This is a genomic window from Micromonospora sp. NPDC047644 (assembly GCF_040704315.1).
Taxonomy (GTDB): domain Bacteria; phylum Actinomycetota; class Actinomycetes; order Mycobacteriales; family Micromonosporaceae; genus Micromonospora.
In genome coordinates this window covers 56576-71773 of sequence record NZ_JBEYSY010000018.1, presented here as the reverse complement: position 1 = coordinate 71773, position 15198 = coordinate 56576, and the positions used below count along the sequence as shown (strand labels likewise).

General features: G+C 72.9%; 13 protein-coding genes. 9 read left to right on the top strand and 4 right to left on the bottom strand.

The genetic code is table 11. The features are described from left to right. Positions 1-19: 19 nt before the first annotated feature. Positions 20-601, bottom strand: coding sequence for a hypothetical protein (locus AB0877_RS26710; RefSeq protein ID WP_366612386.1), 582 nt, complete (start codon positions 599-601; stop codon positions 20-22). A gap of 705 nt (positions 602-1306) precedes the next feature. Between AB0877_RS26710 and AB0877_RS26705 the strand changes: the two genes are divergently transcribed. The 7 genes from AB0877_RS26705 (at position 1307) to AB0877_RS26675 (ending at position 9251) form a co-directional block, all read left to right on the top strand. After that, on the top strand, positions 1307-1789 hold the full coding sequence (locus AB0877_RS26705; RefSeq protein ID WP_366612285.1) for a hypothetical protein: 483 nt from the start codon (positions 1307-1309) through the stop codon (positions 1787-1789). A gap of 44 nt (positions 1790-1833) precedes the next feature. Then, positions 1834-1989, top strand: a complete 156-nt coding sequence (locus AB0877_RS26700) for a DUF4177 domain-containing protein (protein WP_007466198.1) — start codon at positions 1834-1836, stop codon at positions 1987-1989. Further along, positions 1986-2447: a RidA family protein gene (locus AB0877_RS26695; RefSeq protein WP_355006000.1), complete on the top strand. Its 462-nt coding sequence runs from the start codon at positions 1986-1988 to the stop codon at positions 2445-2447. The genes AB0877_RS26700 and AB0877_RS26695 overlap by 4 nt, the downstream gene beginning before the upstream one ends. 113 nt (positions 2448-2560) lie before the next feature. Continuing rightward, positions 2561-3397, top strand: a complete 837-nt coding sequence (locus tag AB0877_RS26690; protein WP_366612284.1) for an MBL fold metallo-hydrolase — start codon at positions 2561-2563, stop codon at positions 3395-3397. Then, positions 3394-7020 carry an adenylate/guanylate cyclase domain-containing protein gene (locus tag AB0877_RS26685; RefSeq protein ID WP_366612282.1) on the top strand — a complete coding sequence of 1209 codons (3627 nt, stop codon included), beginning with the start codon at positions 3394-3396 and terminating at the stop codon, positions 7018-7020. The genes AB0877_RS26690 and AB0877_RS26685 overlap by 4 nt, the downstream gene beginning before the upstream one ends. A 200-nt stretch (positions 7021-7220) precedes the next feature. Beyond that, positions 7221-7724 carry a hypothetical protein gene (locus tag AB0877_RS26680; protein WP_366612281.1) on the top strand — a complete coding sequence of 168 codons (504 nt, stop codon included), beginning with the start codon at positions 7221-7223 and terminating at the stop codon, positions 7722-7724. Between the two features lie 30 nt (positions 7725-7754). Continuing rightward, positions 7755-9251, top strand: a complete 1497-nt coding sequence (locus AB0877_RS26675; RefSeq protein ID WP_366612280.1) for a serine/threonine-protein kinase — start codon at positions 7755-7757, stop codon at positions 9249-9251. Here AB0877_RS26675 and AB0877_RS26670 read toward each other — a convergent pair. After that, a complete protein-coding gene (locus AB0877_RS26670; protein WP_366612279.1) occupies positions 9238-9579 on the bottom strand; it encodes a hypothetical protein in 342 nt (113 codons plus the stop codon). The genes AB0877_RS26675 and AB0877_RS26670 overlap by 14 nt on opposite strands. A gap of 168 nt (positions 9580-9747) precedes the next feature. On the opposite strand from AB0877_RS26670, the gene AB0877_RS26665 reads away from it, so the two are divergent. Then, complete coding sequence (locus AB0877_RS26665) at positions 9748-10689, top strand: transporter substrate-binding domain-containing protein (protein WP_366612277.1); 942 nt, start codon at positions 9748-9750, stop codon at positions 10687-10689. Beyond that, complete coding sequence (locus AB0877_RS26660; RefSeq protein ID WP_366612275.1) at positions 10686-11888, top strand: hypothetical protein; 1203 nt, start codon at positions 10686-10688, stop codon at positions 11886-11888. Before AB0877_RS26665 ends, AB0877_RS26660 begins: the two co-directional genes overlap by 4 nt. 152 nt (positions 11889-12040) lie before the next feature. Here AB0877_RS26660 and AB0877_RS26655 read toward each other — a convergent pair whose 3' ends face one another. Both AB0877_RS26655 and AB0877_RS26650 read right to left on the bottom strand, forming a co-directional pair. Further along, positions 12041-13204 carry an acyl-CoA dehydrogenase gene (locus tag AB0877_RS26655; protein WP_366612273.1) on the bottom strand — a complete coding sequence of 388 codons (1164 nt, stop codon included), beginning with the start codon at positions 13202-13204 and terminating at the stop codon, positions 12041-12043. Further along, the gene (locus AB0877_RS26650) at positions 13201-15189 is read right to left on the bottom strand and encodes a biotin carboxylase N-terminal domain-containing protein (RefSeq protein ID WP_366612272.1); all 1989 of its coding nucleotides are present in this window, start codon (positions 15187-15189) and stop codon (positions 13201-13203) included. The genes AB0877_RS26655 and AB0877_RS26650 overlap by 4 nt, the downstream gene beginning before the upstream one ends. Positions 15190-15198 lie beyond the last annotated feature (9 nt).

Here is a 15198-nt window from a genome sequence, read left to right as displayed (position 1 = left end):
GCCTATCCAGGCTGGGCGGTCAGGCGACCTCGCAGACCCACCAACCCGTCTTCTGCACCACAGTGAAGCGCAACTCCTGGTCGGCCACCTTCTCGTCGGCGGTGGTCATGGTGAGCCGGGTGGAGACGGTGGCCCGTTCCCCGGTCTGGTTGTCCACCTTCGGAGTGGTCCACCGGAAGCGCGGGTTCTGGTACGTGGAGGCGTACTTCTCCACCTCGGCCACCTTTGCGGCGATCTTGTCGTCGTCGCGGGCAGCGGCGCAGACGCGACCGGCCGCCTTTGTCGCGTCGCGATCCTTGTAGACCGCGGTGAGGAACTCGTCGACGGCGACCGCCGGCTCCTTGGCGCCCTCGCCGGTCTCGGCATCGCGCAGGGTCAGGAAGGCCACCACGCCACCCCCCACGCAGAGCACCATGATCACGGCCAGGGCGATCGCCGCGATCAGTAGACCGCGCTTCTTCTTCGGCGCGGCCGTGCCCTGGTAGGGCGGATAGGCCGGCGGTGCCGGGGGGATCGACGAGGAGTTCGGGGCACCCGGCTGCGTCGGCGCGGCCGCCGAGGAGGGGCCGCCGGGCCCTTCCGGCTGCCCGCTGCCGCCCAGCTGCCCGGCGCCGCCCAGTTGCCCGGGGAAGGTCGGCTGGCTCGGGCCACCGGGCTGCCCGGGGAAGGACTGCTGGCTCGGGCCGCCGAGCTGCCCGGGGAGGGCCGGTTGGCCGCTGGGCTGCCCAGGGAAGGCCGGTTGGCCGCTGGGCTGTCCGGGGAAGGCCGGTGAGGTGGGGGCGGCGGGAAGTGCCGGCTGGGCGGGGGAGGCGGGGAGGGCGAGTTGCCCGGGCGGCGGAGCGGGGGTCGGCTGGCTGGGGATGATCGGCGCGCCGGGCTGACCGGCGGGATCCGGGTGGGCCGGCGGGTGAGCGGGTGTGCCGGCCTGGTCGCCGCTGGGCGGGTGGGTCATGTCGTTCCCCCAGGGGTACGGCGCCCGCCGCCACCCCTGGCGCCGAGCGTGATCGAGCGGGCGGCCGGGCGCTGCGCGACCGTCCGACCGGAAGGGTAGCGGTCGATGACCGGATCGGTGTCGCCCCTGCCTGTCGAGCGGGCCGGTGATCCGGTGAGCGGTACCCGCGCCGGTTTCGGTGTCGGGCCTCCGACCTGCGGTGTGTCGCATATGTGACTGTTGATGACCTCTTGTGCGCGTCCTGCTGGCGGGACCGCAGCCACAGACCTACCTTCGTCCCCGTGCGGGGGGCCGGAACGGACGAATGGGTCCGGGCCGGAAGCATGGTCCGAGAGGTACGACCGGAGGCAGTGCATGCGCGACGCGGACAACATCCCTCGCACCCAGTTCCCGACGAACGACCGGCCCCGCCGGCCCGGGTCCGTGGTCGAGGCCGGCGGGCAGGTCTCCAGCCAGCCGATCAACGAACGGTCGTACCGCCGGATGCCGGAGCAGGCGGAGACGGCCCGGGTGCCGAGCCAGCCCGCCGAGCGGACCCGCGAGGACGACGAGTCGGGCTTCGTCATCCACCTGCCGATCCGGGTGCCGAATCTGGCGGCGGCGACAGTGCTGGCCGGCCGGGTCGCGGTGTCCCTGGGCTTCCTGCCCGAGTTGGACGCCGGCGAGACGACCGTCTCCAACGCCGATGATCAGAACAACCGGCACCGGGTCTTCTGTGACCTGCTGCTGCCCGACCGGTCCCGCTGCCCCCAGGGGTACGAGCACGAAGGGTGCTGCGGGGAGCTGCCGGCCGCGCCGGAGCATCGTCCCGTACCTCGTCCGGCCAGCGGACCGTAGGCTGTCCCTCGAACAATTCCGCACCGAGAGGGAGCCCTTCAGCGATGCAGAAGTGGGAATATTCCACGGTCCCGCTGCTGGTCCACGCGACCAAGCAGATCCTCGACAACTGGGGCGAGGACGGGTGGGAGCTCGTCGCCGTGGTCCCCGGCCCGAACCCGGACCAGCTGGTCGCCTACCTGAAGCGGCCCAAGGCGTGAGCAACGGTCCGCACGCGAAGCTCGCCGAGCTGGGCCTCGAACTGCCCGAGGTCGTGCCGCCGGTAGCCAGTTACGTCCCGGCCGTGCAGTCCGGGCAGCACGTGTACGTTTCCGGCCAGTTGCCGATGGCCGAGGGCAAGTTGCTGGCGACCGGCAAGGTCGGCGCCGGGATCTCCGCCGAGCAGGCGAAGGATCTGGCCCAGCGGTGCGGGCTCAACGCGCTGGCCGCTGTCGACTCGCTGGTCGGCCTGGAAAACGTGGTCAAGGTGGTCAAGGTGACCGGTTTCGTGGCCTCCGCGCCCGGCTTCACCGGTCAGCCCGCTGTGATCAACGGTGCGTCCGACCTCTTCGGCACCGTCTTCGGGGAGGCCGGCCGGCACGCACGCAGCGCCGTGGGGGTGGCCGAACTGCCCCTGGACGCCCCGGTGGAGATCGAGCTGATCGTCGAGGTCGCCTGACCCAACCGCGATCTTGCACTTGCTGTCGCGACGAAAGCCGTGAAAAGGCATGAATCAGCAGCAGCAAGTGCAAGATCGCGGGGTGTGGTGGGCGGGGTCGTACGATCTCAGCCATGAGCGGGCACGTGACGGGGGCGGTGGCGGCGCTTGCCGACGAGTTGCCCCGCTGGGTTTCACTGCTGCGTGCGCCGAACCCGGGGCCGATGACCCTCGACGGCACCAACACCTGGGTGCTGCGCGCCCCGGCGGCCGATTCCGGCATCGTGGTCGACCCGGGGCCGGCGGACGAGGGGCACCTGACCCGGATCGCCGAGCACGGCCCGGTCGGGCTGATCCTGATCACCCACGGCCACCCCGACCACACCGAGGGCGCGGCCCGGCTGAGTGAGCTGCTCGGCGGCGTGCACGTGCTCGCCGTCGACCCGGCGCACACCATCGGCGGTGAGCCGCTGACCGAGCCGGGCGAGCAACTCGGCGGCTTCGGCCTGGAGATCCGCCCACTGCACACGCCGGGGCACACCGCCGACTCGGTCTGCTTCCTGGCCGAGCACGGCGACGAGCGGGTGGTGCTCACCGGTGACACCATCCTCGGTCGGGGCACCACCGTGGTCGCCCATCCCGACGGTCACCTCGGTGACTATCTGAGCAGCCTGGAGCTGCTGTCCGCGTACCGGGGAATTGCGGCGCTGCCTGGACACGGCCCGGCGCTGGCCGACTGCGCCGCCGCCGCCGACTTCTACCTCGCCCACCGCCGGGCCCGGCTCGACCAGGTCCGGGCGGCGGTGGCCGCCGGCGCCCACACCCCCGCGGACGTGGTGGCGACGGTCTACGCGGACGTGGACCGCTCGCTCTGGTGGGCAGCCGTTTGGTCGGTCCGGGCCCAGTTGGAGTATCTGGGCGTCGACACCGGGGAATCCGCGCCCGGGGTCAGTGGGTTGGAGCACATGTGACCTGCCCCGTGTGTGGAACCGTTGCCGTTCCCGGCGCGCGGTTCTGCCACAACTGTGGCGCCGCGCTGCCGGCCGCTGCCACGTTGCCGGCGGCCGAGCGCCGGGTGGTGACGGTGCTCTTCGGTGACCTCTCCGAGTTCACCTCCTGGTCCGAGGATCTCGATCCGGAACGTGTCGGTGCCGTCACCGACCGGGTGCTGGCCGCCCTCGCCGGTGCCGTGAAGACGTTCGGCGGGCACGTCGACAAGCTGACCGGTGACGGCATCATGGCGGTCTTCGGTGCCCCGGTGGCGCACGAGGACGACGCCGAACGCGCCGTCCGGGCCGCCCTGTCCATGCAACGGGCCGTCCGCCGGGTGCTCGACGACGAGCGGGGCGGCGGCGCGCCGCTCGGGCTGCGGGTCGGGTTGAACACCGGCGACGTCATCGCGGGCATCCAGGCCGCGATCGAGTACACGGTCATCGGCGACACCGTGAACACCGCGGCCCGGCTCGCCGACGCCGCCGCCGTCGGGGCCGTCTACGCCGGTGGACGCACCGCTGCGGCCACGCGGCACGTCTCCTCCTGGCGGGCGCTGCGCCCACTGCGGCTCAAGGGCAAGCGTGAACCGGTCGAGGCGTACGAGCTGCTGGGTCTGCTGGACGCGCCGGGCACCCGCTCGGGGCTGGGCGACGAGGCGCCGTACGTCGGCCGGGAGACGGAGATCGGCCGGGTCGCCGGCCGGCTCGCCGAGGTGATCGACCAGGGCGACCCGCGGGTGCTGTTGATGACCGCCGAGGCGGGCATCGGCAAGTCCCGGTTCGCCGCCGAGGTGGAACGCCTCGCCGCCGGTTACGACGTCGGTGCCGGACGGTACGCGGCGCACACCGGGGCCCGGGTGCTCTCGGTGCGTTGTGCCGCGTTCGGGGAACGGCGACGGCTCGCGCCCCTGGCCGATCTGGTGCGGGCCGCCGTCGGTCTGCCCAGCGACGCGTCCACCGCGTTGACCCGCCCGGCGGTCGAGGAGCGGCTGCGCCGGCTCGGGCAGCGACTCGCCCGCTCCGGCGCGGAGACACCGCCGATCGCCACGGAGCAACTGCTGGCCCTGCTCGGCTACGCCGAACTCCCGGCGCACACCGGCGGCGACACCGGCGAATGGGGCGGCTCGGGCACTCCGGCCGCGGACGCCGAGGTGGTGCCGAACGCGGTCGCCGACCTGCTCAGTGGGCTCGCCTCCGAGGCCCCGCTGGTGATCGTGGTGGACGACCTGCACGATGCCACCGCCGAGACGATCAGTGTCCTCGGGTTGACCCTGTCCAAGCTCACCGGCCCGGTGCTGGTGCTGCTGCTCGGCCGCCCCGAGCTGGTGCGTACCGCTGGGGCGCTGACCCGGGTCGCGGACGCCGAGGTGCACTCGCTGCCACCACTGCGCGGTGCCGACGCGGCCCGGCTGCTCACCAGTTACCTCAGCGGCGGCAAGCTGCCGCAGGCCGACACCGACCGGTTGCTCGCCACCGCGCAGGGCAATCCGTTCTACCTGGCTGAGCTGGTCACCCTGCTCATCGAACGGGGCGCGCTGACCACGGAATCGGTTCGTGCCGCCGCTGATCGGCCCGGCTCCGGCGAGCGGGACCAGAGTGGGGCGAACGGCTGGCGGCTGGTGCCGGGGTCGCTGGGCAGCCGGCTGCTCTCCCGGGACCTCGCCGCCGTGCTCGCGGCCCGGATCGACGCGTTGCCGCCGGACGCCCGGTCGGTGCTGCGCGACGCGGCGGTCACCGGTGACACGGTGCCGACCGGCGCGCTGGAGGCGATGCGGGAGCAGCGCGGTGGCCGTGACGGCAGGCCGTCGGCCGTGGTCGCCGTCGAACTCGACCGGGCGGTCGAGGAGTTGCTGCAACGCCGCATGCTGCACCGTTCGCGTACCGGCTACTCGTTCGCGACGCCGCTCATGCGGGAGGCCGCGTACGCCGGGGTGAGCAAGGCCGAGTTGGCCGAGCGGCACGCCGCGCTGGCCCGCTGGGCTGCGCCGCCGGACGAGGCCACGGCCAGCACCGTGGGCGGGTTCACCGACGAGGCCCGGGACGACTTCGTGGCGATGCACGTCGAGCGGGCCGCCACGCTCGCCGACGCGGTCAAGCTGCGCCCGGACGCGCCGGCCCGTGCGGTGGTCCCGCTCGGCGTGGCCGCGCTCGGGCGGGCCGCCCGCCGGTCGCTCTCCGCCGGTGAGCCGGCCATGGCCGTCGAGTACGCCGAGCGCGCCACCGAACTGGCCCGCGACGGGGTTCCGGCAGCCGACCGGGTGGTGCACGCGCGGGCGTTGCTCCAGGTAGGCCGGGTCTCCGACGCGTTGGCGTACGCCGAGAAGATCGCCGCGAACGCCGGGGACGAGGTCACCCGGGTCGGTGCTCTCCTGCTGGCGGGGCAGGCCCAGGAGACCCTCGGCGATCAGGGCCGGGCGGTGACCGCCTGGCAGGAGGCGTTGCAGGTGGCCACCGAGGGGCGGCTGCCCGCGCAGCGTGCCACGGCGATGCGCCGCCTCGGCATGGCCGACTTCGTGGCCGGGCGGCTGAGTCAGGCGAGTAGCCGGTTGGCGGCCGCGTACCAGGTCAGCCTCGGTGCCCAGGACCGACGCGGGCAGGCGTGGTCCCTGCAGAACCTGGCCTGGGTGACCACCACCCGGGGTGACTTCGCCGGGACCGACGCGGTGCTCGGCCGGGCCGCCCGACTCTTCGCCGAGCTCAAGGACCCGTACGGGCGGGCCTGGCTTCGCGGCACCACGGCGTTCGCCCGGCTGCTGGCCGGCCGACTGCGCGAGGCGTGCCGGATGGCGCAGGTGTTCCTGCCGTTCGGCGAGCGGGTCGGCGAGGCGTGGGCCGTGGGCACGTTGCGGGCGGTGGCCGCGTTCGCCACCGCCGAGCTGGGGGACCTGGCCGAGGCGGACCGGGAGGCCCGGCGGGCGTACCGGGAGTTCGCCGCCGCGTCCGACGACTGGGGGCGCGGTTTCGCCCTGGTGGTGCGGGCGGTGGTGGCGCGCGGCCTGGGCGAGCCGGAGCACGCGGCGGACCTGCTCACCGACGCCCTGGCGTACGCGGAGCGCACCTCGCACCCGCTGCTCACCGGAATGGCCGGCACGCTGCGCGGCTTCGTCGCGTTGGACATGGGGGACTGCGAGACGGCCGAGCGGGTGGCCCGCGCGGTGCTGACCGCCGTGGAGCCGCACAACCCGCAGGCCCCGGCGCAGGTGGCGCCCCGGGTGTTGCTGGCGACGGCCCGTCTCGCCGCTGGCGACTCGGCGACCGCGGTCGGGCTGCTCGCCCCGGTGGCCACGGCCGCCGCGAACGCACCCTCGCTGCTCTTCTCCCGCCGTCAGACGATGGCCCAGTACGCTGCGGCGCTGCTCGCTCACGGTCAGCGGGAGCAGGCGTTGGACTGGGCTCGTCGGGCGGTCACCGCGCCGGCCGAGGACGTGCGTAGCCAGGTGATCGCGGCGAGTGTGCTGGCCGAGGCGTTGGCTGCCTGCGGTCGTCCGGCGGAGGCGTTGTCCTGCGCGCAGGAGGCGGTCCGCCTGGCGTACGCCACCGAGCAGCGCAGTGAACGAGCCGCCGCCGACGCTTTGCAAACCCGCCTGTCCGCCCTGGTCTGACCCCCGCCCACTGCTGTTGATCAAGAGGGTTCGGTCAGTTTCCGGGCTGCCGGTGACTCAAAGCTCTTGATCAACGCGACCCCGGGGGGTGCCGGGTTCTGCCGGTTCCGGGGATGTGGTGGTCGGGGGGAGCGGCTAGCGTGTCACCACCGCGTACGGGTCCACAGTGGTGACCGTCGCCGTGCCTGGGGAGGCCCTTCATGAAGCTGCCGCGATCCATCGCGGGCTGGACCATCGCGGTCTTCGGCGTGTTGGCGCTGGTGATGGGCGCGGTCGGGCTGCTCTGGCCGGAGGCGCAGCTGCGCATGCTCGGGTTCGAGGTGCCGGCGACGCGGGCCGTCGGTGATCACACCGGGACGTTCCTGCTGGCGTCCTCGATGGCGGCCTTCAACATGGGCGTCTACTACCTGCTGGCCACGGTGACCGAGTGGCGGGCGTTCTACCGGTTCACGGTGGTCTTCCGGCTGGTCACGTTCACTGTGTTCACCATCGCGGTGCTGGCCGACATAGCTCCCGACCGGTTCTTCGGGGTGGCGGCGTGGGAAGGGCTGGGCGCGGTGGCCACCGCCGTCGGTCTGCGTCTGGACGCCCGGCGGGGTATCCCGGCCGGCGGGGTCGGATCGTCCGAGGGCGCCGGGACGACCGCGGTCGCCGGGGAGGGTACCGGTCCCGCCGGTGCGGCTCCGGCGGACGCGGTGCGCTGAGCCATCGGTCGGGTTGGGTATTTTCGAGCGGTGACCGACACCCCGACCGGCGGTATGCCAGTGCCGATCGTGCCCGGCCTGACTGATTTGCGGGTCTTTGCCCGGGGCGGGTACGCGACCGTCTACCAGGCCACCCAGATCTCCGTGGGTCGCGAGGTCGCCGTCAAAGTGGAGAACCGGACGCTGGACAGCGAGCGCGATCAGGCCCGCTTCCTGCGCGAGGCGCGCGCCGCCGGGCGGATGTCGTCCCACCCGCACGTGGTGGACCTCTTCGATGTCGGGGTCACAGTCGATCAGCACCCCTACCTGATCATGGAGCTGTGCGACGGCTCGTACGCCGAACGGATGCGCACCTCACCGCTCGGCCCGGTGGAGGCCCGCGACCTCGGCATCAAGATCGCGGACGCGCTGGCCCACTCGCACGCCGCCGGGGTGCTGCACCGGGACGTCAAACCGGCGAACATCCTCTACTCGCACTTCAACTCGGCGGTGCTCGCCGACTTCGGGCTCGCCGTCCTCGCCGAGCACCGGGACGCCTCGGTCACCCTGGAGGTGCTCACCCCGGCGTACGCGCCGCCGGAGATGTTCAGCCACAGCCCGCCGTCGCCGGCCGTCGACGTGTACGCGCTCTGCGCCACCCTCTACGCGGTGATGCACGGCCGGCCGCCGCGCTGGCAGTCCGAGCGCAACCCGAGCCTGGTCACCGTGCTGGAGATGTTCAACCAGCCGCTCCCCGCGCTGCCCGGGGTGCCGGACGAGCTGATCGACGTGCTGCGTGTCGGCATGGCCAACGATCCGGGCGAGCGTCCGTCCGCCCTGGAACTGCACGACCTGCTCAGCAACCTGCCACTCGGGTCGCCGGCGGCACCCGTCAGCGGCGCTCCGGTCAGCGGGGCCGCGACGCTCTCCGGCCCGTACGCGGCCAGCCAGCCGGGGCCCCGATCGCCCATCGAGGACACTCAGCGAGCAGGCCCCACCGGTCGGCGTTGGCGGCGCTGGCTCTTCGGCGGCGCCGGGGTGCTCGCGCTCGCCGCCTCCGCGACCGCCGGTGCCTGGGTCGCCGACCGGGCACCACCACCCACCCCGTACCCGTCGGCCACCCAGATCGCCGCACCGGCCACCGGGCCGCTGCCCGGCTGCTCCACCGGCACCGGTGCGCCCACCGCCCTGCCCGAGGGCGCCCGGTGCCTGCCCGAGCTGGAGTGCTTCGGCCCGATGCGGATCCGCGGCAGCCGCGCCGAGGCGGCTCGGCTGTCCTGCGCCGGCCGACACACCTGGGAGACGTACGCCGAGGGCATCCTGCCGGTGTCGCTGGTCGGCGCCGACTACGAAGAGGTGACCGCCGCTGAGCCGGTGCGGCAGGTGTGCAGCGTGACGACGTTCCGGTTGACCACTGGGATCGGCGAGGCGACCGGCTGGCGCCTGGAGGTGCTACCGCCGATCGACGGCAGCATCGACCGGACCTACCGGTGTCTGGCGGGACGCGGCGTGGACGCGCTCACCGCACCCACGCTCACCGGCCGCTGAGTCCGTCCGACCCGCGTCGGCGGTCACGCACCGCACGCAACGCGTCCCGGGGGTCGAGGGCGTCGAGGGTGTCCGCGTCGATCCCGTACGGCATCAGCTCGGGCGGCCTGATGGCTGCCGACCGGTCCGCCGGCTCCGGATCGTCGACCTGACGGGCGGCCGAGACCGCGACCCCGGCGACCATGGTCATTAGCACGCAGAGCAGCGCGAGAACCACGCCGAGGAGGTCCTGTCGGCGCCACACGACCAGCATGACCAGCGGCGCGAGGGCTCCCAGCGCCGCGAGCACCGCCACCGTGCGCGCATCGGGTCTGGACAATCGGCTCACGTGTCCAGCATGTCGAGACCTGGCCGGCTGTCAACCGCAGAGCCGACCGCCGCGCCGATCGACGTCGATCCGAGCCGTCCACTCGACAGGGTCCACCGCGCGCACACGGATTGGACAAAGACCGCTACTCTCGGTGTTCCGCAGGCCCTTTCGGTAGCGAGGTCGCCCATGAACTCAGGCAGTTCGCAGTCCCGGCTCCGCTCGGTCGCGTCGACGCTGGCGGTCGCTCTCACTCTCGTGCTCGCCGCCGCGGCCGGTTGCGACAGCCGGGAGGAGCCGGACCTGCCCTCCGTGCAGGAAAAAATCCGTGAAACGCACATCTACGGTCAGTCGAAGCTGCGGATCGGCGTCGCCACCAACGAACCGCTGATGGGCGAGCTGCGAAACGGCCAGCACGTCGGGTTCGACGTCGAGATCGCCCGGTACGTCGCGTCGTCCCTCGGCTACGAGGGGGACCAGCGGCTGGAGTTCGTGTCGGTCGCCACCGAGGACCGCATCCCGGCGCTGCAAGGTGGCACCGTCGACCTGGTCGTGTCCAGCTTCTCGATGACAGAGGACCGCAAGCAGCTGGTCAGCTTCGCCGGGCCGTACTTCGTCACCACGCAGGAGGTGATGGTGCCGACCCGACTCAAGGACAGGATCCGCACCATCGAGGATCTGCGCGATCCGGCGTACAAGGTCTGCACCAGCGGCGGCTCCACGACCGAGGCCGAGTTGGAGAAGCACCAGGTCAAGACGTTCGTGGTCAAGGACGTCGGCGACTGCGTCGACGGCATCCGGAAGGGGCGGTACGACGCGGTCAGCTCCGACGAGTCGATCCTCGCCGGCTTCCTGGCCAGCTTCCCCAAGGAGTTCGAGATCGTGGACATGCCGTTCGGCACCAGCGAGTTGCTGGGCATCGGCGTGCCGATCGGTGATCCCGCACTGCGCGACCTGGTCGCGTTCTTCCTGCAGAAGAGCTATGTGGAGGGCCGCGACGGAGATGCCAGCCCCTGGCAGACCGCGTACAACCGGACCCTGGGCCCCTGGCTGAAGGCCGAGAAGCGCCAGCCGCAGCCGCTGGAGGTGCCGAAGCTGGTCGACTTCGACGACAAGGCGCCCGCGAAGTGAGCGCGCCGACCGCCACCGGCGGCGACGGGCCGGTCCCGCCGCCCCGCACGTCAGCGCCCGGCGGCGACGCGTCGGCGATCGACGGAACGGCCGCAGCGCCGCCGGCCGTCGATCGTCCGCTCGGCGCGGAAGGTGGCGTTGCCTGGCCGGCCGCAGTGCCGGTCGCCGAACCGGCCGAGCCGGTCGTCGCCGCAGTCGAGCCGGGGCGGGTCCGCTGGGATCCGGCGGAGCGGCGGGCCCGCGCCAGCCAGTCGTTCTGGACGGCGGTGGTGGGCGTCCCGGCGATCTTCTCGGTGCTCCGCCTCGGCGTCGAGGCCGGCGGGGAGCTCCAGACCACGCTGCTGCTGGTGGCCAACGTCGGGCCGGTGAACCTGCTGGCCGGTTTCCTGACCACGGCGGCGCGGCTGCTCTCCACCGGGCTGGTCGCCGTCTTCGCGCTCGGCGCGGTGCTGGCCGTCAGCGCGGACCGGCTTCCGCCCGGCACCCGTCGCCGCCCGCTCTTCGCCCGCTGGGCCGACATCACCCCGGCCTGGGTGGTGCTGGCCAGCTTCCTGCTCGCCCTGATCACCTGGCCGTTGCTCTATCTGCCGTTGCTGCTGCCGGCGTTCGTGGCCGCGTTCCAACTGAGCCCGGCGCGGCTGCACGAGCGGGTCGCGCCCCGGTGGCTGCTGATCGGCGCGCTGCTCGCCGGGTACGGCTGGCTGATGCTGCCTACGATGCGCGACGCGATGCGGCAGGGCGACGAGTGGCTGGTGCTGGCGCTCATCGTGGTGCCCCCGCTGCTGGCGCTCTTCGTCGCGGGGCCGCTGCCGGGTCTGGTGATCCGGCCGCTGTCGTCGGTGACCGAGGTGGCGGTGCTCGCCACCCTGGTCTGGGCCGCGGTGCCGGTGATCACCACGCCGGTGTTGCCGCTGACCGTCACCACGGTGGGCGCGGAGAGTGGGCCCACCGAGGACGTGCGCGGGCACGTGGTCACCACCGACGACGTCAACATGGTGATCCTCCAGGAACGGGGCGGTGTCCGCTACGTTCCGGTCGGTCTGGTCCGCGCCCAGGTGCTGTGCCCGAGCGAGGAGGAGTTGCCCCGCCACCAACTGCGCATTCACGACTTCCACGTCGAGGATTCACTATTGGAGGGCATGGGTCGTCGGGTCCGCCCGGTCCACCGTATCGACGCCGCCTGCCGCACCCCAGCCTGAACCCCGCCCCGCCCCGCCCTGCCCCTCCCCCTCCCCAGCGCGGCGATCTTGCAGTTACTGTCCCGACGTAGCGGGCATTCCGCGCGTATCGACAACCGAAACTGCAAGATCGGCGCGGGCGGGGCGTGGCCCCGGGCGCGGCGGGCGCGGGGTCAGTAGGACTTTTGCTGGCCGAGGACGTGTTGGGCCACGAAGTTGAGGATCATCTCGCGGCTGACCGGGGCGATCCGGCCGGCCCGGACCGCGCCGAGCAGGGTCGCCACCCCGTACTCGGTGGTCATGCCGGCCCCGCCGAGCACCTGTACGGCGGTGTCCACGGCGAGCGCGGCGGCCTCCCCGGCCGCGTACTTGGCCATGTTGCCGGACACCCCGGCCTCCAGGTCGCGGCCGGCGTCGTACAGGGTGGCCGCCTTTTGGATCATGAGGCGGGCCAGTTCCACCTGCACCGCCGCGTGGGCCAGCGGATGCGACACCCCCTGGTGCGAGCCGATGCTCCGACCACCCCAGACCTTGCGGGTGGCGGTGTACTCGCTGGCCCGCTCGATCGCGTACCGACCGGTGCCGGCGCCCATCGCGGCCACCGTGATCCGCTCCGGGTTGAGCCCGGCGAAGAGTGCCGGCAGCCCGGCGTCCAACGACTCGCCGAGCAGCGCGTCGGCGGGCACCCGCACGTCGTCCAGGTAGAGCAGGAACTGGTTCTCCGGAGACACGATCTCCATGTCCAGCTTGGACCGGGTCAGCCCGGCAGCGTCGGTCGGCACCAGGAACAGCGCCGGCTTCAACTTGCCGGTTGAGGAATCCTCGGTACGGGCCACCACCAGCACGTGACCGGCCTCGTCGACCCCGGAGATGTAGCACTTGCGGCCGTTGAGCAGCCACCCGTCGCCGTCGCGGCGAGCCACAGTGCCGAGCCGGTGGAAGTTGGAACCGGCCTCCGGCTCGGTGATCGCGAAAACGATCTTCTGGGAGCCGTCGGCGAGGCCCGGCAGGTGCCGCTTACGCTGCTCCTCGGTGCCGTGCCGACTGAGCACCGTCGCCGCGATGGCGGGGGAGACCACCAGCAGCAGCAGAGGGCAACCGGTCGCCGCCAACTCCTCGCAGACGATGGCCAGCTCGGTGATGCCGCCGCCTCCGCCGCCGTACTCGGTGGGGATGTTGACCCCCAGGTAGCCGAGCCGCCCGGCCTCCGCCCAGAGTTCGGTGGTGTGTTCTCCGGCCCTCGCCTTCTCGACGAAGTAGGAGTGGCCGTACCGACGGCCGAGCGCCCGCACGGCGTCGCGCAGTTGGTCCTGCTCGGGGGTGAGGTCGAAGGTCATCGGGGGTCCTTTTCGTCGACAACGGCCAACACGGCGCCCGTCTGCACCTGACCGCCGGTTGGCACCGGCAACTCGGCGACCACGCCGTCGATCGGGGCGAGCACGGGATGTTCCAGCTTCATCGCTTCCAGCGTGAGCAGCGCATCGCCGGCCGCGACCCGCTGGCCGACCTCGACGTGCACCCGGGTCACCACGCCGGGCAGCGGCGCGAGCAGCGAACCGGCCGCCACCGCCGTGGTGGGCAGCGGGAGACGCGGCAGCTCGGCCAGGCTCGCCGCCCCGTCCGGGCCGTCCACGAAGACAGCCTCCCCCACCCGGTGTACGCGGTACGCGCGGCGAACCCCGTCGACGTCGAGCACTACCCGGTCCGCAGTGGCCTCGACCAGCGCCACCGCCGGTCGCTCGGTCGGCTCGTGGGCCGCCGACGTGCTGGACCAGTCGGCGAGCCGGCCGCCCCGGTCCAGCCGGTAGCGGATCTCGATCTCGTCGCCGTCCGGCCCGACGAAGCGGGTGGTCTGTGCAACGGCGGGCACGTTGCGCCAGCCGGAGGGGAGCCCGGAAAGCACCGGTGCGCTCGCCCGGCGCTGGGCGGCCGCGGCCAGCGCCGCGGCGAGAGCGGCGATCGGCAGCTGGTCGGCGGGGAGCAGTGGGGTGAAGACCTCCGGGTGCCGGTCCAGGAAACCCGTGTCGATCTCCACGGCGGCGAACGCGGGGCTGCGCAGCACCCGGACCAGCAGATCCCGGTTGGTGCTCACCCCGTGCAGCTCGGCCCGGGCCAATGCGCTGGCCAGCATCCGGGTCGCCTCCGCGCGGGTACGACCCCAGGCGACCAGCTTCGCGAGCATCGAGTCGTAGTGCACCCCGACCACCGAGCCGGCCAGCACACCCGAGTCGAGCCGCAGGCCCGGCCCGGCCAGCCCACCGAACTCGGTCGCCACATCTCCGACGCTGAACCGGTGCAGGGTCCCGGTGGCCGGCCGCCAACCCGCCGCCGCGTCCTCGGCGCAGAGGCGTACCTCGATCGCGTGCCCGGTGCTCGCCGGCAGGGCCGCCGGCAACGGCTCACCCTCGGCGACGAGCAGTTGCAGACCCACCAGGTCCAGCCCGGTGCACAACTCGGTGACCGGGTGCTCGACCTGAAGGCGGGTGTTCATCTCCAGGAAGAAGAACTCACCGCCCGGGGCGAGTAGGAACTCCACAGTGCCCGCGCCCAGGTAGCCGACAGCGCGCCCGGCGGCCACCGCCGCCTCGTGCAACGCCGTCCGCACCCGCTCCGGCACAACCGCCGGCGCCTCCTCGACGATCTTCTGGTGCCGCCGCTGGATCGAACACTCCCGGTCGCCGAGGGCCACCACCCGACCGTGGGCGTCACCGAAGATCTGCACTTCGACGTGCCGGCCACGCTCGACGTACCGCTCGATGAAGACCGTGCCGTCGCCGAACGCGGCAGCCGCCTCGCGGCGCGCGGAGGCCACGGCCTCGGTGAGTTCGTCAGCGGTCCGGACGATCCGCATACCCCGGCCACCACCGCCGGCGGACGCCTTCACCAGCACCGGGAAGTCGGTGATCCCGTCGGTGTCGGTCCAGCTCGGCAGCATCGGGACGCCTGCCTCGGCCAGCAGCGCCTTCGCCGCCAGTTTGTCGCCCATCGCGACGATCACCTTGGCCGGCGGGCCGACCCAGGTCAGACCGGCGTCGGTCACCGCCGCCGCGAACTCGGCGTTCTCGGCGAGGAACCCGTAGCCGGGGTGGACGGCGTCCGCGCCGCTGCGCCGGGCCGCCTCCAGGATCAGGTCGATCCGCAGGTACGTCTCGGCCGGCGTTCTCCCCGGCAGGCGTACGGCCTGGTCGGCCTCGGTCACGAACGGCGCGTCGGCGTCCGCGTCCGAGTGCACGGCGACGGTCTGCACGCCCACCGCGCGGCAGGTGGCGAAGACCCGACGGGCGATCTCGCCCCGGTTGGCCACGAGCAGTCTGTTGATCATGGGTGGCCC